The 18717-nt window shown below is 60.7% G+C and carries 16 protein-coding genes; 7 read left to right on the top strand and 9 right to left on the bottom strand.

What is annotated here, in order from left to right; genetic code table 11:
* Nucleotides 1-62 precede the first annotated feature (62 nt).
* The gene (locus ACWGZX_RS12455; protein ID WP_223518210.1) at nt 63-680 is read right to left on the bottom strand and encodes a C40 family peptidase; all 618 of its coding nucleotides are present in this window, start codon (nt 678-680) and stop codon (nt 63-65) included.
* 250 nt (nt 681-930) lie between these two features.
* Here ACWGZX_RS12455 and ACWGZX_RS12450 point away from each other — a divergent pair, with 250 nt between their 5' ends.
* Entirely contained in the window at nt 931-1362 is a 432-nt protein-coding gene (locus tag ACWGZX_RS12450) for an NINE protein (RefSeq protein ID WP_452628507.1), read from the top strand.
* A gap of 97 nt (nt 1363-1459) precedes the next feature.
* Here the strand turns inward: ACWGZX_RS12450 and ACWGZX_RS12445 are convergent, their stop codons facing one another.
* The 7 genes from ACWGZX_RS12445 to gshB all read right to left on the bottom strand — a co-directional run bounded on the left by ACWGZX_RS12445 (nt 1460) and on the right by gshB (nt 7465).
* A complete protein-coding gene (locus tag ACWGZX_RS12445; RefSeq protein ID WP_452628506.1) occupies nt 1460-2731 on the bottom strand; it encodes a dihydroorotase in 1272 nt (423 codons plus the stop codon).
* Nucleotides 2728-3747 carry an aspartate carbamoyltransferase catalytic subunit gene (locus tag ACWGZX_RS12440; protein WP_223518052.1) on the bottom strand — a complete coding sequence of 340 codons (1020 nt, stop codon included), beginning with the start codon at nt 3745-3747 and terminating at the stop codon, nt 2728-2730. The genes ACWGZX_RS12445 and ACWGZX_RS12440 overlap by 4 nt, the downstream gene beginning before the upstream one ends.
* Nucleotides 3748-3773: 26 nt before the next feature.
* Nucleotides 3774-4277 carry a bifunctional pyr operon transcriptional regulator/uracil phosphoribosyltransferase PyrR gene (gene pyrR, locus ACWGZX_RS12435; RefSeq protein WP_452628505.1) on the bottom strand — a complete coding sequence of 168 codons (504 nt, stop codon included), beginning with the start codon at nt 4275-4277 and terminating at the stop codon, nt 3774-3776.
* Nucleotides 4278-4374: 97 nt separating this feature from the next.
* Nucleotides 4375-4812, bottom strand: coding sequence for a Holliday junction resolvase RuvX (gene ruvX / locus ACWGZX_RS12430; RefSeq protein ID WP_003195067.1), 438 nt, complete (start codon nt 4810-4812; stop codon nt 4375-4377).
* A complete protein-coding gene (locus tag ACWGZX_RS12425; RefSeq protein ID WP_452628504.1) occupies nt 4812-5384 on the bottom strand; it encodes a YqgE/AlgH family protein in 573 nt (190 codons plus the stop codon). Before ACWGZX_RS12425 ends, ruvX begins: the two co-directional genes overlap by 1 nt.
* A 150-nt stretch (nt 5385-5534) precedes the next feature.
* On the bottom strand, nt 5535-6434 hold the full coding sequence (locus tag ACWGZX_RS12420) for a TonB family protein (RefSeq protein WP_452628503.1): 900 nt from the start codon (nt 6432-6434) through the stop codon (nt 5535-5537).
* 77 nt (nt 6435-6511) lie between these two features.
* Nucleotides 6512-7465, bottom strand: coding sequence for a glutathione synthase (gshB, locus tag ACWGZX_RS12415; protein ID WP_223518061.1), 954 nt, complete (start codon nt 7463-7465; stop codon nt 6512-6514).
* Nucleotides 7466-7688: 223 nt separating this feature from the next.
* Between gshB and pilG the strand changes: the two genes are divergently transcribed.
* From pilG to ACWGZX_RS12385, 6 genes are all read left to right on the top strand, one after another.
* Entirely contained in the window at nt 7689-8093 is a 405-nt protein-coding gene (gene pilG, locus ACWGZX_RS12410; RefSeq protein WP_223518062.1) for a twitching motility response regulator PilG, read from the top strand.
* Nucleotides 8094-8150: 57 nt separating this feature from the next.
* Entirely contained in the window at nt 8151-8516 is a 366-nt protein-coding gene (gene pilH, locus ACWGZX_RS12405; protein ID WP_007897961.1) for a twitching motility response regulator PilH, read from the top strand.
* Between the two features lie 10 nt (nt 8517-8526).
* Complete coding sequence (locus ACWGZX_RS12400; protein WP_452628502.1) at nt 8527-9060, top strand: chemotaxis protein CheW; 534 nt, start codon at nt 8527-8529, stop codon at nt 9058-9060.
* A 138-nt stretch (nt 9061-9198) separates the two neighbouring features.
* Nucleotides 9199-11256 carry a methyl-accepting chemotaxis protein gene (locus tag ACWGZX_RS12395; protein ID WP_223518065.1) on the top strand — a complete coding sequence of 686 codons (2058 nt, stop codon included), beginning with the start codon at nt 9199-9201 and terminating at the stop codon, nt 11254-11256.
* A 49-nt stretch (nt 11257-11305) separates the two neighbouring features.
* Nucleotides 11306-17203, top strand: a complete 5898-nt coding sequence (locus ACWGZX_RS12390; protein WP_452628501.1) for an Hpt domain-containing protein — start codon at nt 11306-11308, stop codon at nt 17201-17203.
* On the top strand, nt 17196-17651 hold the full coding sequence (locus tag ACWGZX_RS12385; protein WP_452628500.1) for a chemotaxis protein CheW: 456 nt from the start codon (nt 17196-17198) through the stop codon (nt 17649-17651). Before ACWGZX_RS12390 ends, ACWGZX_RS12385 begins: the two co-directional genes overlap by 8 nt.
* Nucleotides 17652-17777: 126 nt before the next feature.
* Here the strand turns inward: ACWGZX_RS12385 and ACWGZX_RS12380 are convergent, their stop codons facing one another.
* Nucleotides 17778-18164 (bottom strand): DUF6124 family protein, encoded by a 387-nt coding sequence (locus ACWGZX_RS12380; RefSeq protein ID WP_452628499.1) that lies wholly within the window; start codon nt 18162-18164, stop codon nt 17778-17780.
* Between the last annotated feature and the right edge of the window lie 553 nt (nt 18165-18717).

Here is an 18717-nt window from a genome sequence, read left to right as displayed (position 1 = left end):
GATGCGGCGGTCCGACAAGCCCCCTCGCCACAAATGCCCGCCTTCAGGTGGGCACTAACAAATCAACGCTGAGCGACGCGCATCTGATTCGGTTCTTTAGGCAGAACCCGCTTGGCAACCACGTAATGTTTTTCCCAGTAAGGCTTTTTCAGCGTATCGATGCTCACCGACTTGCCACGGCGTGGTGCGTGGATGAAGCGGTCGTTGCCCAGGTAGATGGCAACGTGATTGACCCGGCGGCTCTTGATGTTGAAGAAAATCAGGTCGCCCGGCTTCAGGTCGTCGCGATCGATTTTCTCGCCATGACCGCTGGCCATGGCATTGGAGGTGCGCGGCAGGTCAAACGTGGTGTCGTTGAACGCATATTTCACCAGGCCACTACAGTCGAACCCTTTACTTGGGCTACTGCCGCCCCAACGATAAGGAGTACCGAGGACGTTTACGGCGCGGCTCAGCACGTTGCTGCTTTCCTTGCTCGCCATTGGCGGTACAAGTTTGCTGTTGTCGCTCAGCTGGGTCGAATCTTGTGCAGTTTTTTTGTTTTTGCTGGAGGGAGCAGAAACATGGGATTTTGGGGTGTAACCATTAACGTTTGGAAGACGTTGCTCACGATTGGTGGCGTGGGCGGCCAGTGGCATCAAAAGGCAAATGGTTAGCCATGTCTTGAAAAATGGACGCATTAGGCAGGGCTCGAATGGGTGAACGCGCAACTTTATAACAGCTTTTTTTGCCCTTCCGAGGCCGTTGGTCGATTCAACATGGTGGCCATTAGAACCAAACAAGCGGCAGATTGCCGCAATTGTCGGACAGAAGTCAGGTGCTATAAGGCTTTGACGGGAGCCACGGTAGCATTTGCCATACGTCGGCAGCCTGTAAAAAAGTCACAAAGATTTAAAGAATATTTATCTATCGCGTGAGTCGAGGTCCTTAATGAACAGCTATCAACAGTCCGCCGCACATCACGATACGCACAGCAAAGTGATTGGTTATCTGCTGTGGATTTTTGGTTTTACCGGCGCTCACCGCTTCTATTACGGCAAACCGGTGACCGGGACGATCTGGTTCTTCACCTTTGGTTTGCTGGGGATTGGCTGGCTGATCGACCTGTTTCTGATCCCGACTATGGACCGTGAAGCTGACCTTCGGTTCACCGCAGGGCCTATCGAATACAACGTGGCTTGGATTCTGCTGACGTTTCTCGGGGTGTTCGGCGTACATCGGATGTATCAAGGGAAGTGGATCAGCGGGTTGCTGTACCTGGTGACGGGCGGGTTGTTCTTTGTCGGGGTGTTGTATGACTTCTGGACGCTGAATGACCAGGTATCCGTGCGCAACGCCCAGAACAGAGGCGCTTTCCAGTAAGTTGTGGTGAGGGGGCTTGCCCCCGTTGGGCTGCGTAGCAGACCTGTTTTTGGGGCCGCTTCGCGGCCCAACGGGGGCAAGCCCCCTCGCCACAGTTTTAAGCCTGGTGGCTGATCCGTCCATCCACCAAGGTGTAACGCACCACACCCGGCAGGGTATGCCCAATAAACGGGCAGTTCTCACCTTTGGACAGCCAGTTCTCACCGGCCACAGTCGAAGCCGCCGGGTCGAACAGCACGATGTCCGCCGGCCCACCCACCGCCAGCTTGCCGGCCGGCAAACGCAGCGCCTCGGCAGGTCCTGCGCTCAAACGCGCCAGCAACGTTGGCAGATCCAGCAAACCATCCTCCACCAGCGTCATCGCCAGCGGCAGCAGCAATTCAACGCTGCTGATGCCGGGTTCAGTGGCGCCGAACGGTGCCAGTTTGGCATCCCGCTCATGCGGTTGGTGATGGCTGGAGATGGCCGAGATCACGCCCGATTTCACCGCTTCACGCAGGCCGTCGCGGTCGGCGCGGGTGCGCAGTGGCGGCTGGACGTGATAGAGGCTGCTGAAGTCGATCAAGGCCTCATCGGTCAGGATCAGCTGATACAACGCCACATCGGCAGTCACCGGCAGCCCACGGGCCTGGGCCTGAGCGATCAGGGCCACACCGCGAGCGCTGGTGAGTTGGCTGAAGTGCGCACGCACGCCGCTCTGCTCGACCAGCAACAAGTCTCGGGCCAGGGCCACGGTTTCAGCGGTTTCCGGAATGCCCGGCAAGCCAAGGAAGCTGGCAGTCGGGCCTTCGTGGGCTAAACCACCTTCGGCCAGATCATGGTCCTGCGAGTTGAATATCACCGTCAGGTCGAACGTCGCCGCGTATTCCAGCGCCCGGCACAGGGTGCGGGTGTTGCGGAAGCTCTCCAGGCCGTTGCCGAAGGCCACGCAGCCGGCATCGCGAAGGGCGACCAGTTCAGCCAGCTGTTCGCCGTCCAGGCCTTTGCTCAGGGCGCCAATCGGGAAAACTTTGGTGTTGCCGGCTTCGCGAGCGCGGTCGAGGATCAGTTCGGCCACGGCCGAGGTGTCCAGCACCGGTTTGGTTTTCGGCGGGCAGCACAGGCTGGTCACGCCACCGGCCGCCGCCGCGCGGGTTTCGCTGATGATAGAGCCTTTGCGGCTGTAGCCCGGCTCGCGCAGGGCGACGTTCAGGTCAACCAGCCCAGGGGCGGCCACCAGACCTTGGGCGTCGAGGGTGTCGACGGCGACAAAACCGGCTGGAGCGGCGCCCAGGGCGACGATCTTGCAGGCTTCAATGTGGATGTCAGTCACTTTATCCAGCCCCGTGGCTGGATCAATCACGCGGGCGCCGAGAATACTGAGCTTCACTGGGCGTTCTCCTGCTCGAATTGGCCTTGCTCGAATTGACGTTGCGCAGTCTGCCCGCTCATGGCCATGGACAGCACGGCCATACGAATCGCAATACCGTAGGTGACCTGGTTGAGGATCACCGAGTGCGGGCCGTCGGCCACAGCCGACTCAATCTCCACCCCACGGTTGATCGGCCCCGGGTGCATGACGATGCAATCCGGCTTGGCCCCGGCCAGGCGTGCGGTGGTCAGGCCGAACAGGCGGTAGAACTCGCCTTCGCTCGGCAGCAGGCCGCCGGTCATGCGCTCGCGTTGCAGGCGCAGCATGATCACCACGTCGACGTCTTTCAGGCCTTCGGTCATGTCGGTGTAAACCTTCACGCCGTATTGCTCGATGCCGATCGGCAGCAGGGTTTTCGGCGCGATCACGCGGATGTCCGGGCAACCGAGGGTTTTCAGTGCCAGCATGTTCGAGCGCGCCACCCGCGAGTGCAGGATGTCGCCGACGATGGCCACCGAGAGGTTTTCGAAGCCACCCTTGTGCCGACGGATGGTCAGCATGTCGAGCATGCCCTGCGTCGGGTGCGCGTGACGGCCGTCGCCGCCGTTGATGATTGCCACTTGCGGGCACACATGCTCGGCGATGAAGTGCGCGGCACCGGAGTCACCGTGACGGACGACAAACATGTCGGCGGCCATGGCTTCGAGGTTGCGCAGGGTGTCGAGCAGGGTTTCGCCCTTGCTGGCCGACGAGGTCGACACGTTCAGGGTGATCACGTCCGCCGACAGCCGCTGGGCCGCCAGTTCGAAGGTGGTGCGGGTGCGGGTGGAGTTTTCGAAGAACACATTGCACACGGTCTTGCCGCGCAGCAACGGGACTTTCTTCACCGCCCGGGCGCCGACTTCGAGGAACGAGTCGGCGGTGTCGAGGATTTCCGTCAACAGCTCGCGGCGCAAACCGTCGAGCGAGAGGAAGTGGCGCAGCTGGCCCTGATCATTGAGCTGCAGCGGGCGCTTGGTATCTAGAGGCGTCATCGCGAGGGGACTCTCAATAGGGCGGATTAAAGGGCGAGGTCTTGCAATTCAAGCTTGAGCTCGGGGCCAGACAGTTTCACCCGCTCATGGGCGGCCAGCGACAGCGTCGCGCCCACCACGTTCGGGCGGATCGGCAACTCGCCGGCGTCCAGGTCCAGCAGGCAGACCAGCGTTACGCTGGCCGGGCGGCCGTAGTCGAAGAGTTCGTTCAGGGCCGCGCGGATGGTCCGACCGCTCATGAGCACGTCGTCGATCAATACCAGGTGCTGGCCTTCGATTTCGAACGGTAGCGCAGACGGGCGAACCTGCGGGTGCAAGCCGCTCTGGCTGAAATCGTCGCGGTAGAAGGAAACATCCAGGGTGCCGAGCGGCGAGTCGCTGCACAGTTCCTTGAGCAAGGCCTGGGCGACCCAGACACCGCCGGTACGAATACCGATGTAACGCGGTTCGCTGATGCCTCGTTTGGCCAGGTGGGCGTCAAGCCGGATCGCCATCTGGCTGATCAGTTCGGCGGGATTGGGCAGGCTCATGGTTGCTCCTTCTTGGGCCCGAGCCGATGCTAATTGAGGGGGGCTCGGGTTGTCGCTATAAAGAGTCGCTGACAGCGGCTCTTGAGGATTCGTTGCTTCAGGACTCGAACAGTGCGGTGTTTTCGTCGAGCCAGCCTTGCAGCAGCAGGGCGGCGGCGATGGCGTCCACCGGGTTGTCGCGGTAACTGCCTTTTTGCCCGCCGCGATCACGTCGCTCGCCTTTGGCTTCAAACGTGGTCAGGCGTTCATCGTGGGTATAGAAGGGCAGGTTGTAACGACCATTCAGGCGGCGGGCGAACTTTTCCGCGCGCAGGCACATGTCGCTCGGGGTGCCGTCCATGTTCAAGGGCAGGCCGACCACCACGGCGTCGGGTTTCCACTCTTTAATCAGGGCTTCGACCTGATTCCAGTCGGGAACGCCGTTCTGGGCCTTCAAGGTGCACAGCTCGCGAGCCTGGCCGGTAATCACCTGGCCGACCGCGACGCCGATCTGTTTGGTGCCGTAGTCAAAACCCAAAATCAGGCGCAGGGCCATCAGGCGTGCCCCGCCTGGCTGGTGAGTAGGCTGAGGTTGATGCCCAAATGCTTGGCCGCCGCTTCCAGGCGCAGCTCGCTGCTGGTGTTGAACAGGATGTCGGCGTCGAACGGGCAGGTCAGCCAGGCGTTCTGGGCCAGTTCGGCATCCAGCTGCCCGGCTTCCCAGCCCGCGTAACCCAAGGCGATCAGGCTTTTCGCCGGACCCACGCCGTCGGCGATGGCGAACAGCACGTCCTGAGAGGTAGACAAGGACAGCTCGTCTTCCAGATCAGCGGTCGCCTGATAGCTCTGCCCTTTGGGGTGCAGGACAAAGCCGCGATCCGTCTGCACCGGACCGCCCATGAAAATCGGCACATGCCCGCACAGCGCTGGCGGCTCGATGTCCGGGCGCAGTTGCTCAAGGATGTCGGCCAGACTCAGGTCTAGCGGGCGGTTGATCACCAGCCCCATGGCACCATTGGCCGTGTGCTCGACAATGTAGGTCAAGGTGTGCGCAAAGTTCGGGTCGGCCATGTGAGGCATGGCGATCAGGAATTGATGCTTGAGGTAGCTGGGGTCGACGTTTTTCATGAGCGATAGTGTGGCGTTGGAGGGGCGAACTGACAAGCTGGGGAATGGATGTTTGCGTGAGATTGATCTCCTGTAGGAGCTGGCTTGCCAGCGAAAGCGCTGTCGAAAACGCCTTCGCTGGCAAGCCAGCTCCTACAGGTCATATACCAGTCAGTTGCTGGAGAGTCTGTCCCCGCGCGCAAACCTCCACGTGCGGATGATTTCCAAGCGGTCGATGTCCGAAAGATCGCCGGTAAATGGCGCAAACGGTGCCGCGAGCCTCACGATCCGCTGCGCCGCCTGGTCCAGCAGCGGTTGCCCGGACGACTCCAGCACCAGCACTTCATAGAGCGAGCCATCGCTGTTGATCGAAACCATTAACCGCAAATTGCCGTAAATCTGTTTGCGTCGGGCTTCGTCGGGGTAATTGAGGTTGCCGATGCGCTCGACCTTCTTGCGCCATTCGTCCTTATACCAGGCGCCTTTGTCGCGCATGGTCGACGCCGCGCTCAAGCGGTGGATGCGTGGGCGTTTGGCGTACAACTGTTGTTCGTTGGCCAGTTCCGCTTCGAGGCTGGCGATGTCGCTGGACAGCTGGGAACTGTCGAAAGTCGGTGCAGCCACCGCGGGTTTGGTTTGCGGTTTGACCTCTTCGTTCTTGGCCGCCGCTTTTTTCGGCTTGGGTGCGACGGTGGTCACGGCAGCCTTGGGCGCGGCTTCCTGAACTTCAGGCTTGGCGGCGGGCGGTGGCGTGACCTTTTGCACCTTGTTGTCCTGGAACGGCGCGACCTCGGTGGTCTTGGGGATAGCCTTTTTATCCAGGGTGCCGCTGCCCTGCTGATTTTCCTGGGCAAGGAAATCGGCTTTTTCGGGCTTCTTTTCGCTTTTGAAGGTGGCGAGGGTGATTTCCAGGGTTTTGCTGATCTGTTTGGGCTCGACCATCGTAAAGCCGACGCCCAACAGCAAGGCCAGGTGAATCAACGCCGCAAGAAACAGGGTAAAACCGAGACGATCAGCCGGGCGCACGCCACGATGGGCGAGTTCAGCGGGCAGATCGGACGGAAGAGTCATGACAAGAAAACCAACATCGCGTTTTTCACAGGCCGCGCATGATAACGCAATGTTGGTCGTGCCTCGGCCGTTCTATATCAACGAGCCTTGAGCTTCTGATCGATGGCATCCATCAGCAGGCCGCCAATGTCGGTGCCAAAGGCATTGTCGATTTCGCGAATGCAGGTCGGGCTGGTGACGTTGATTTCGGTCAGGTGCTCGCCGATCACGTCCAGGCCCACAAACAACAGGCCTTTTTCGCGCAGGGTCGGGCCGACTTGCGCGGCGATCCAGCGATCCTTGTCGGTTAACGGTCGCGCCTCTCCGCGACCACCGGCCGCGAGGTTGCCGCGGGTTTCACCGGCGGCTGGAATCCGCGCCAGACAGTAATCCACCGGCTCGCCGTCGATCATCAGGATGCGTTTGTCACCGTCGACGATGGCCGGCAGATAACCCTGGATCATGATTTGCTGCTTGCCATGCAGAGTCAGGGTTTCGAGGATCACCGACAGGTTTGGATGGCCGGCGGTGTGACGGAAAATCGAGGAGCCGCCCATGCCGTCCAGCGGCTTGAGAATCACATCGCCGTGATGATCGGCGAATTCGCGCAGCACGTCAGGGCGGCGGCTGACCACGGTCGGCGGCGTGCACTGCGGGAACAGCGTGGCGAACAGCTTTTCGTTGCAGTCACGCAGGCTCTGCGGCTTGTTGACCACCAGCACGCCAGCGCGTTCGGCTTGCTCCAGCAGGTAGGTGGAGTAAACGAATTCCATGTCGAACGGCGGATCCTTGCGCATCAGGATCACGTCCAGATCGCTCAGCAGCGCATCGCTCTCGGCGCCCAGTTCGAACCATTTTTCCGGGTTGGCGAACACTTGCAGCGGACGCATCCGCGCGCGGGCCTGACCTTCGGCCTGGTACAAATCGCGCTGTTCCATGTAGAACAGTTCCCAGCCGCGCTTCTGCGCGGCCAGCAGCATGGCCAGCGAGCTATCCTTTTTATAGGAGATGCTGGCAATAGGATCCATGACAATCCCGACGCGAACGCTCATGGGTTTTTCCTCGAAAATGGCTGGTCCGAATGGACATGAAAAAGTGGCGTCAGAGTGGCGCTGAGTGTGTTCCCGGTCAAGGAAAAACCATCGCGCAAGCCGGCCGATAGATTGGTTTTTGAGACTGTGCTAAAAAGGCTGCCATGTCATGCTGGCCCTTGAGTATCAAGGGTTTCAAGCGCAAACGGACAATTTGTTTCGCAAAGGCGACGGTAGAGCATTTATGGATCAGCATTCCAGCGCCTTGAAGGTCATGGTGATCGACGATTCGAAGACGATTCGACGCACCGCCGAAACGCTGTTGAAGAATGTGGGTTGTGAAGTCATTACGGCCATCGACGGTTTCGATGCGCTGGCCAAGATTGCCGATAATCATCCCGGCATTATCTTTGTCGACATCATGATGCCGCGTCTGGATGGCTATCAGACCTGCGCGTTGATCAAGAACAACAGTGCGTTCAAGTCCACGCCAGTGATTATGCTGTCGTCCAAGGACGGGTTGTTCGACAAGGCCAAGGGGCGCATCGTCGGCTCCGACCAGTTTTTGACCAAGCCGTTCAGCAAGGAAGAACTGCTGAGCGCGATCCAGGCCCATGTTCCGGGCTTCGCCGCCGTTTTGCCGCAGTAGGACAAGCACAGTGACGCTCGGCCAGCGGGCCCGGCGTCGACAAGAATGGGGAAGACCATGGCACGTATTCTGATCGTCGATGATTCGCCGACCGAAATGTACAAACTGACCGGCATGCTGGAAAAGCACGGCCACGAAGTGTTGAAAGCCGAAAACGGTGCCGACGGCGTGGCCCTGGCCCGTCAGGAAAAACCCGACGCGGTGCTGATGGACATCGTCATGCCCGGCCTCAACGGTTTTCAGGCGACCCGCCAGCTGACCAAAGACCCGGAAACCGGGCACATCCCGGTGATCATCATCACCACCAAGGATCAGGAAACCGACAAGGTCTGGGGCACCCGCCAGGGCGCCAAGGACTACCTGACCAAGCCGGTTGATGAAGATACCCTGATCAAAACCCTGAACAACGTGTTGGCCGGTTGATCGTCCGGCCATGAGCGAGTCGCTGACGGCTTTCGAACTGCTGCTGCAGATCGACCAGCGTTGTCGTCTGCTGGCGGCGGATCTTCCATCGCAGCCGATCCGGCAGGACAGCTGGAGCGGCATCGGTTTTCGCTTGGGCGAGGATTGGTACGTCGCACCGATGGGCGAAGTCAGCGAAGTCCTGCATGAACCGCGGTTTACCCAGTTGCCGGGCGTCAAACCCTGGGTCAAAGGGGTGGCCAACCTGCGTGGGCGATTGTTGCCAATCATGGATTTGTACGGTTTCTTTGGCCACGAAGTCTCCGCGGCGCGCAAGCAGCGGCGGGTGTTGGTGGTGGAACATGACGAGGTGTTTGCCGGGTTGCTGGTCGACGAAGTCTTTGGCTTGCAGCACTTTGCCCAGGACAGCCTGGAACCGGCAGATCAGTGGAGTGGGCCAATGTCGGCGTTCGTCAAAGGCCGATTCCAGCGTGAGCAGACCTGGCAAGTGTTCAGCCCGTTTGCGTTGGCGCAGTCGCAAAGCTTTATGCACGTCGCGATTTGACCCCGGCCCCTGTAGGAGCCGGGCTTGCCCGCGATGCAGACGACGCGGTTTTGCAGGCACACCGCGTAATCGTTCATCGCGGGCAAGCCTTGCTCCTACAAGGGCGAGTAGTGAATTGGGTAGGACAGGCGAGGACCGATGATAAAAGCAAAAACAGGCAAGCCAGAAGGAACGCGCAGCCGCTCGCAGATCGTCGCGCTGTTCATCGCGCTGATCGTGTTCATCATGCTGCTGTTCGCCAATTTCGCTTACCTCAACACCCAAGCCATGTACGACAAACAGTACATCGGCCATGCCGGTGAGCTGCGCGTACTGTCCCAGCGCATCGCTAAAAATGCCACCGAAGCCGCCGCCGGCAAAGCGGCTGCGTTCAAGTTGCTCAGCGATGCGCGCAATGACTTTGCGCTGCGTTGGGGTTACCTGAAGAAGGGCGACCCGGCCACTGGCCTGCCACCAGCGCCGTCCACGGTGCGCCCGGAAATGCGCGCCGTGCAGCTCGATTGGGAACGCTTGCTGAAAAACACCGACGCGATCCTCTCCAGCGAGCAGACCGTGCTGTCGCTGCATCAGGTCGCCGCGACCCTGGCCGAAACCGTGCCGCAGTTGCAGGTCGAGTACGAGAAAGTCGTCGAAATCCTCCTGCAACGTGGGGCGCCGGCCGGCCAGGTGGCGGTGGCCCAGCGTCAATCGCTGCTGGCCGAGCGTATTTTGGGCGCGGTGAACACCGTGCTGTCCGGCGATGAAAACTCGCAGCAGGCCGCCGATGCTTTCGGTCGCGATGCCGCGCGTTTCGGCCAGGTACTCAACGGCATGCTTCAGGGCAACGTGGCGCTGAGGATCAGCCAGGTCGAGGACCGCGATGCCCGCGCCCGGTTGAGCGAGATTTCCGAACTGTTCGAATTCGTCTCCGGCTCGGTGGATGAAATCCTCGAGACTTCGCCCGAACTGTTCAAGGTCCGCGAGTCAGCCACCAACATTTTCACCCTGTCGCAAACCCTGCTCGACGAAGCTTCGCACCTGGCCATCGGTTTCGAAAACCTCGCCGACGGGCGCAATGTCGACACCATCGGCGGTTACGTGCTGGGTCTGCTGGCGCTGGCATCGATCATCTTGATCGGCATGGTCATGGTGCGCGAAACCAACCGCCAACTTCGGGAAACTGCCGAGAAAAACGAACGCAACCAGACCGCGATCATGCGGCTTCTGGATGAAATTGCAGACCTGGCCGACGGCGACTTGACCGTTACCGCCTCGGTAACTGAAGACTTCACCGGGACCATCGCCGACTCGATCAACTACTCCGTGGACCAATTGCGCGACCTGGTGGCGACCATCAACCTCACTGCCGGCCAGGTGGCCGCCGCCGTGCAGGAAACCCAGGCCACCGCCATGCACTTGGCGCAGGCCTCTGAGCATCAGGCGCAGCAGATTTCCGAAGCCTCCACGGCTATCAACGACATGGCCCAGTCCATCGACCAAGTGTCGGCCAACGCCGCTGAATCTTCGGCGGTGGCCGAGCGCTCGGTGGAAATTGCCAACAAGGGCAACGAGGTGGTGCACAACACCATCCATGGCATGGACAACATTCGCGAGCAGATTCAGGACACCGCCAAGCGCATCAAGCGTCTGGGTGAGTCCTCGCAGGAAATCGGCGATATTGTCAGCCTGATCGATGACATTGCCGACCAGACCAACATCCTCGCGCTCAACGCGGCCATCCAGGCGTCGATGGCCGGTGACGCCGGGCGCGGTTTTGCGGTGGTGGCCGATGAAGTCCAGCGCCTGGCCGAGCGCTCGTCCGCCGCGACCCGGCAAATCGAAACCCTGGTGCGGGCGATCCAGACGGACACCAACGAAGCGGTGATTTCGATGGAGCAGACCACCACCGAAGTGGTGCGCGGTGCGCGTCTGGCGCAGGATGCCGGTGTGGCCCTGGAAGAAATCGAAGGCGTATCGAAGACCCTCGCCGCGTTGATCCAGAGTATTTCCAACGCGGCGCAGCAGCAAACCTCTTCGGCCGGGCAGATTTCCCTGACGATGAACGTGATTCAACAGATCACCTCGCAGACCTCGTCCGGCTCCACCGCCACTGCCGAGAGCATCGGCAATTTGGCGAAAATGGCCAGTCAGCTGCGGCGTTCGGTGTCTGGCTTCACCTTGCCGACCGTCAAGGCGCAGGCGGCAGACAAAGCGTGAACCGTCCACAGGCGTATGATTTTTGATTGGCGTAGGGACTGGAGTGGTTATGGGTAATCGGCACGACTATGTGGCCCTTGAGTGGGTCAAAGGCGAGATTGCCGAAACGCTGAAGCAGGCCCATCAAGCGATCGAAACCCTGCTTGATGACCCGCAGGCGTTGTACGCCTTGAGTGATTGCCTGGCGTACATCCATCAGGTTCACGGCAGTTTGCAGATGGTCGAATTCTACGGTGCGGCCCTGTTCGCCGAAGAGATGGAGCAGTTGACCCGCGCCTTGCAGCACAACCGCGTCAGCCACCGTGACGAGGCGCTTCACCTGTTGATGCAAGCCCTCGGGCAGCTGCCGATTTACCTCGACCGGGTGCAAGGTGCGCGCCGTGACCTACCCTTGGTGGTGTTGCCGCTGATCAACGATTTGCGCAGTGCCCGGGGGGAAACCCTGCTCTCGGAAACCAGCCTGTTCAGCCCGCAACTGGTGGAGCTGCCACCGCTGGACGAAGCGTCGCTGGCGCTGCTGGAGCCTGCGGATTTCGCCAATGTGCTGCGCAAATTGCGCCAGATGTTGCAGATGGCGCTGGTCGGGTTGCTGCGAGAACAGGATGACGACACCCATTTTAATTATCTGGCCAAGGTTTTTTCACGCCTTGAAGGGTTAAGCGCTGATGCGCCCCTGAGCCCGCTGTGGCAAGTCGCCTCGGCACTGGTCGAAGGCATGCGCACAGACGTGATCGCCAACAGCCCGGCGCTGCGCAGCCTGTTCAAGGACGCCGACAAAGAACTCAAGCGTTTGCTCGAACAAGGCATCCGCGGGATCAATCAACCGGCACCGCCGGAGCTGCTCAAGAGTTTGCTGTTCTACATTGCCAAGGCCGAACTTCCTACCGGGCAGATGCTGACCATGAAAGATCGCTACTCACTGGACGACGCGTTGCCTGACAGCGCGATGGTCGATGAAGAACGCGCACGCCTGGCCGGCCCCGACCGCGATGCCATGCGCTCGGTGCTGGCTGCGCTTTGTGAAGAGCTGGTGCGAGTCAAGGAGCGCCTGGACCTGTTCGTGCGCAGCGACCGCCAGCACACCTCGGACCTCGATAGCCTGTTGGCACCGCTGCGGCAAATCGCCGACACCCTGGCGGTGCTGGGGTTTGGCCAGCCGCGCAAAGTCATCATCGATCAACTGGCGGTGGTGCTGAGCCTGGTTCAGGGCCAGCGCGAACCCAACGACGCGATCCTCATGGACGTCGCGGGCGCCTTGCTCTACGTCGAAGCCAATTTGGCCGGCATGATGGGCACGGTAGAGCCCGAGAGCCAGGAAGAAAGTCGCCTGCCGACCACCGACCTGACGCAGATCCATCAGATCGTCATCCGCGAAGCGCGCATCTGCCTGCAACAGGCCAAGGACATGATCGTCGACTACATCGACGCCGACTGGGATCGCCAGCATTTGCAGGCGTTGCCGGCCTTGCTGACCCAGGTCCGCGGCGCCTTGTCGATGATCCCGTTGAACCGTGCAGCGAGCCTGATCGAAACCTGCAATCACTTCATTCGCGAGCATTTGCTGCTGGAGTCGGACCAGCCCGACTGGCAGGAACTGGACAGCTTGGCCGACGTGGTGACCAGCATTGAGTATTACCTTGAGCGCCTTGGCGACGATCCCGAAGCGCCGGGCGAACAACTGCTCGACGTTGCGGAAAAAAGCCTGGCGTCACTCGGGTTTTTCCCCAGCGAATTCCAGGTGCCAATGCTTGACGATGTGCTTAGCCCGAGTGAAGCCCTGGTCATGCAGGAGATGCAGGAACTCGATGACCCCGAGATCGTGCAGTCGCTGGCCGATGTGCTGGCCAGTCCCGTGTCTTCCGTCAATCCGCCTGCCCTGACCACACCGGGCAGCCTGTTGCCGCCGCCCGCCGGTGAAGAGCCGGTCGACGATGAGCTGCGCGAAGTTTTTCTCGAAGAGACCGATGAAGTCCTGGATATCCTCCAGGAATATTTACCGCGCTGGGCGGCCAACCCCGACGACAAGTCTGCCTTGAGCGAATTGCGCCGAGCCTTTCATACCTTGAAAGGCAGTGGCCGGATGGTCCGGGCGCTGGTGCTGGGCGAGCTGGCCTGGGCGGTGGAAAACCTGCTCAACCGCGTGCTGGAAGACAGCGTCGCGCCTGGGGCGGCCGTGCAGCAACTGCTCACCGATGCACTGAATCTGCTGCCGGAGCTGGTGGCCGAATACGCTGGCAACGCCCAGCGTCAGCGCAATGATGTCGACCAGTTGGCCGCGCGCGCGCATGCGCTCGCCAAGGGCGATGCGCCGGCCAGCGATGAAGATACCCAGGACGTGGCGGCCCTTGACCCGCTGTTGCTGGAGATCTTCCGCAAGGAAGCCGAAACCCATCTGGCCAGCCTCGACCGCTTTCTCGATCAGGCCGCCGAGCATGTGCCACTTCAGGCCAGCGACGAATTGCAGCGGGCGTTGCACACACTGAAGGGCAGTGCCTCGATGGCCGGGGTCTTGCCGATTGCCGAGCTGGCGACGGCACTGGATCAACTGGCCCGCGAGTACAAGGCGCACCTGATCGCACTGGACCTGGACGAAGTCGAGCTGTTGCTGGAAGCCGAAGGGTTGTTCCGGCTCGGGTTGCGACAGCTCAAGACGGATCCGTTGGCGCAGATACGCGGCGCCGGCCCATTGATCGAACGCACCCGGTCGTTACTCGCCGAGCGTCTGCAAACGCTGTCGAGCACGCCCAATACAGCGCTGCGAACCAAGCGCGATCCGCAGTTGATCAACAATTTCCTGTCCCAGGGCATGGACATCCTGCTGGACGCCGAAAGCCTGTTGCAGCGCTGGCAGCAGCATCCCGGCGAGCGTCAGGAGCTGACTGCGCTGCTCGACGAGCTGACCACCCTCGGCGAAGTCGCGCACCTCGCCGATTTGCATCCGGTGGATGCGCTCTGCGAAGCCTTGCTCGACCTGTACGGCGCGGTGGAAGAGAGCAGCCTGGCGGTCAGCGAGCGGTTTTTCCATGAGGCGCAAAGTGCTCATGAAGCGCTGATCAACATGCTCGACGAACTGGCCGCCGGCCAGGAAATCAGCCCGCAACCGGAACGTATCCGGGCCTTGCGCGATTTGCTCGACGAAAGTCTGGATCCGTCGTCCATGGGCCTGATACGCAGTGATGGCAGCCGTACCCTGAGTATCCGGGAGCTGGGCAGCGCCACCGCCGAACTGGAGCAGTCGGCGACCCAGGTTGAACTGGATGACGAAATCGTTTCGATCTTCCTCGAAGAAGCGGTGGATATCCTCGAAAGTGCCGGCCACGCGCTGCAACGCTGGTTGAACGACCCGGACAACGCCGCACCGCTGTTGTCCTTGCAGCGGGATTTGCACACCCTCAAGGGCGGTGCGCGGATGGCAGAAGTCCAGCCGGTCGGCGACCTCGCCCATGAATTGGAAAGCCTTTACGAAGACTTGGTGGACCGCCGTTACAACTACAGTGAAACCCTGGTGCAGCTGTTGCAACAGAGCCATGACCGGCTCGCGGTGTTGCTTGAGCAGTTGCAGAATCAGCAATCGCTGGGGAACCCGGGCGAGCTGATCGAGGCGATTCGCGAGTTTCGTCAGGGCAATGCCAACGCCGCCGAAGTGGCGGAGCCCGAGCCGGTCAAGGATTCTGCGGGGCATGATCCCGAGTTGCTGGAGATCTTCCTCGAGGAAGGTTTCGACATCATCGAAAACTCCGGCGCCGCGCTCGTGCGCTGGCAAGCCGAACCGTCGAACCGACAAGAAATGGAAACCCTGCTGCGTGAACTGCACACGCTCAAGGGCGGCGCGCGAATGGTCGAAATCGCGCCTATTGGCGACCTTGCCCATGAGCTGGAGTTTCTCTACGAAAGCCTCTCGGCGGGCGCGCTGCAACCGAGCGAGGCGTTGTTTACGTTGTTGCAAAGCAGCCACGACCGGTTGGCGCAGATGCTCGATGCGACCCGCGCCGGGCAGCCATTGCCGCCCGCTGACCAACTGATCGACGCGATCAAGAATTTCAGCCATCCGGCCGTGCTGCAACCGGCCGATGTGACGCCCGCCGCCAAGCCAGAGACGCCCGCGATACAAGCGGAAGCGGGCGCCGACATGGTCAAGGTCTCGGCTGAACTGCTCGATGACCTTGTCAATCTGGCCGGTGAAACTTCAATCTTCCGTGGCCGTATCGAACAGCAGGTCAACGATGCGCGGGTCACTCTGAGCGAGATGGAAACCACCATCGAGCGTATGCGCGACCAATTGCGCCGACTTGATACCGAAACCCAGGGCCGCATTCTCAGCCGCCAGCAAGTCGACGCCGAACGCCTGGGCTACGAAGAGTTCGACCCGCTGGAAATGGACCGCCACTCGCAATTGCAGCAACTGTCCCGGGCGCTGTTCGAATCGGCCTCTGACTTGCTCGATTTGAAGGAAACCCTCGATCGGCGCAATCAGGACGCGGAAAACCTGCTGCAACAGCAGGGCCGCATCAATACCGAGTTGCAAGAAGGACTGATGCGCACGCGCATGGTGCCGTTCGAGCGGATGCTGCCGCGTTTGAAGCGCATCGTTCGGCAGGTCTCCAGCGAACTGGGCAAGGACGTGGAGTTCATTGTCGGCAACGCTGAAGGCGAGATGGACCGCAACGTACTTGAACGCATGGCGCCGCCGCTGGAACACATGCTGCGCAATGCCGTGGACCACGGCCTGGAATCGGCCGAGGTGCGAATCGCGGCCGGCAAACCGGCCAAGGGGCGGATCACACTCGACTTGTCCCGCGAGGGCGGCGACATTATTTTCGACATCCGCGACGACGGTGCCGGTGTGCCGCTGGACGCAGTGCGACGCAAGGCGATCAAGCGCGGCTTGCTGGCCGCGGACGCCGATATCAGCGACCACGACGTGCTGCAGTTCATCCTGCAACCGGGGTTTTCCACGGCAGAGAAGATTACCCAGATTTCCGGACGCGGCGTCGGCATGGACGTGGTCCATGAAGAAGTCCGCCAGCTCGGCGGCACGATGGTCATCGACTCGGTGCCGGGGCAGGGCGTGCATTTCCGCATTCGTCTGCCGTTTACCGTCTCGGTCAACCGCGCGCTGATGGTGCAGTGTTTTGATGATCAATACGCGATCCCGTTGAACACCATCGACGGCATTGTCCGTGTGCTGCCCAACGAACTGGAAGGGCATTACCGACTCGATCCTCCAAAGTACAACTACGCCGGACAGGACTATGAGTTGTGCTACCTCGGCGAGTTGCTGAAAACCAGCTCCCGCCCGAAACTGTTGGGCCAAAGCCTGCCGTTGCCGGTGTTGCTGGTGCAATGCAACGAGCGGCACATTGCCGTACAGGTCGACTCCATGGCCGGTACGCGCGAGATCGTGGTGAAAAGCCTCGGCCCGCAGTTCGCGGCGGTGCAGGGCTTGGCCGGCGCGACGATTTTGGGCGATGGCCGAGTGGTGCTGATTCTTGATTTGCTGGCGCCGATCCGGGCCATGCAGGCGCCTGTGCCGCAGCAGGCGCTAACCCAGGACACCGAGGTCGAGCCACACAAGCCATTGCTGGTGCTGGTGGTCGATGACTCGGTGACCGTGCGCAAGGTCACCAGTCGTTTGCTCGAACGCCACGGCATGAATGTGCTGACCGCCAAGGACGGGGTCGACGCCATGCTGCTGCTCGAAGAACACATGCCGGACGTGATGCTGCTGGACATCGAGATGCCGCGCATGGACGGTTTCGAAGTCGCGACCCAGGTGCGCGCCGACGAGCGTTTGCAGCACCTGCCGATCATCATGATCACCTCACGCACCGGCCAGAAACACCGCGACCGCGCGATGGCCATCGGCGTTAACGATTACCTCGGCAAGCCGTACCAGGAATCGGTGCTGCTCGAAAGCATCGCCCTCTGGAGCAAAACCCATGCTTGAGCATCGCACCAGAAACCTCACCGGCCTGTTGCTGCCCTTGGCCGACCGCAATCTGATCCTGCCCAACGTCGCGGTGGCGGAGCTGATCGACTATCAGCCGGGGGCGTTCGATCTGGATACGCCACCGTGGTATCTGGGCCTGGTGAAGTGGCGCGACCGGCAGATACCGTTGCTCAGTTTTGAATCGGCTTGCGGTAATAAAGTCGTCATCGGCGAGCGCGCGAGGATCGTGATTCTCAATGCGCTGGGCGGTCGGCCGGCGTTGAAGTTCATTGCATTGCTGGTGCAGGGGATTCCTCGGTCGCACAAGCTCGACAGTCAGCTGAGCTATGTCGATGTGCCGTTGTGTTCGCTGGAGCAGGCGGCGGTGCAGGTGGGGGAGCAAGTTGCCAAAGTCCCTGACTTATTGGCACTGGAAGAACTGCTTGTAAGTGCTGGGTTGGTCTGACTGGCCCCATCGTCGGAACGCCGCCCGGAGCAGGCTCACTCCTACATTGGATTTGCGGTGTACACAAAACCTGTGGGAGCGAGCTTGCTCGCGATGGCGGCCTTCCATTCACCTCAAACCTGACGGCTAAACCTTGGCCTGAGCCCGCATCTGCATCTGCAACGCCTCGTAATGATCCAGCGCCCGCTCCACCAACAACTGCACCCCATCCGCCATTCGGCTGATCGCCAAGGCTACCGAGCGGCGAGAGCCTTCCACATCGTCTGCCAGATCAGCAGCAATCGCGCTGATCGACAGCATGTCTTCGGAGGCATTGGCCAGCAGGGCTTCGGCGTCGATGTCGGGGCACACCGTGAAGAGCTGGGACTTGTTACGGCGTCTCGATGGTTTGTCGCGAGCAGGGGGGAAGTAATGGGCGAAGGCGCGGTCGGCGGCTTCTTTAAGTTTTTCGGCTTCGAGGGATGCGTCGGAATCGGTGTCGGTTTCCGGGGGATTGGGAGTGGCTTTGAACATAGTGAATCTCCAGTAATGATTTTCAGCTGCTCCCTCGGTTCCAGCCGAAGGGGTGGCAGCTGTACGCGGGCTGGAACCCGAGGTGGAGAAAACCCGGTAGACCCGAAGGTCTCCCGCGCACAGCCGCCATAACGGAGTACACACATTAAAGGTGTGCAAGCATACGTCATGAGGGGGCGCTATTGCGCCTTCTACACCTCGGGATTCCAGACCCGGTCGCTGAATTGGCAGCGACCCACAAACGATAAAGCTCAGCGCAAAACCCCACCAGTCAGCGGCTTCCGGCATTGCTGTAGGCAGCGCCGTCAGACTGCGTAGCCTCGCACCCTTCTTGCGTACAAACTTTTAAACACAAAACCTCAATCGACCGGCAAAAGTTGAAAAGTCCCAAAAAGGGACCGAAAGGTCCTTTTTTGGGACTGATTCGCGTGCATCAGATGACCAGACTGTGATGCTACGGTGAATGTTCTGGCCCCATCGCGAGCAAGCTCGCTCCCACATTTAATCTGCGGCGTACACAAAACCTGTGGGAGCGAGCTTGCTCGCGATGGCG

It is taken from the genome of Pseudomonas sp. CLCA07 (assembly GCF_053615335.1).
This window is presented reverse-complemented; position numbering and strand designations above follow the sequence as displayed.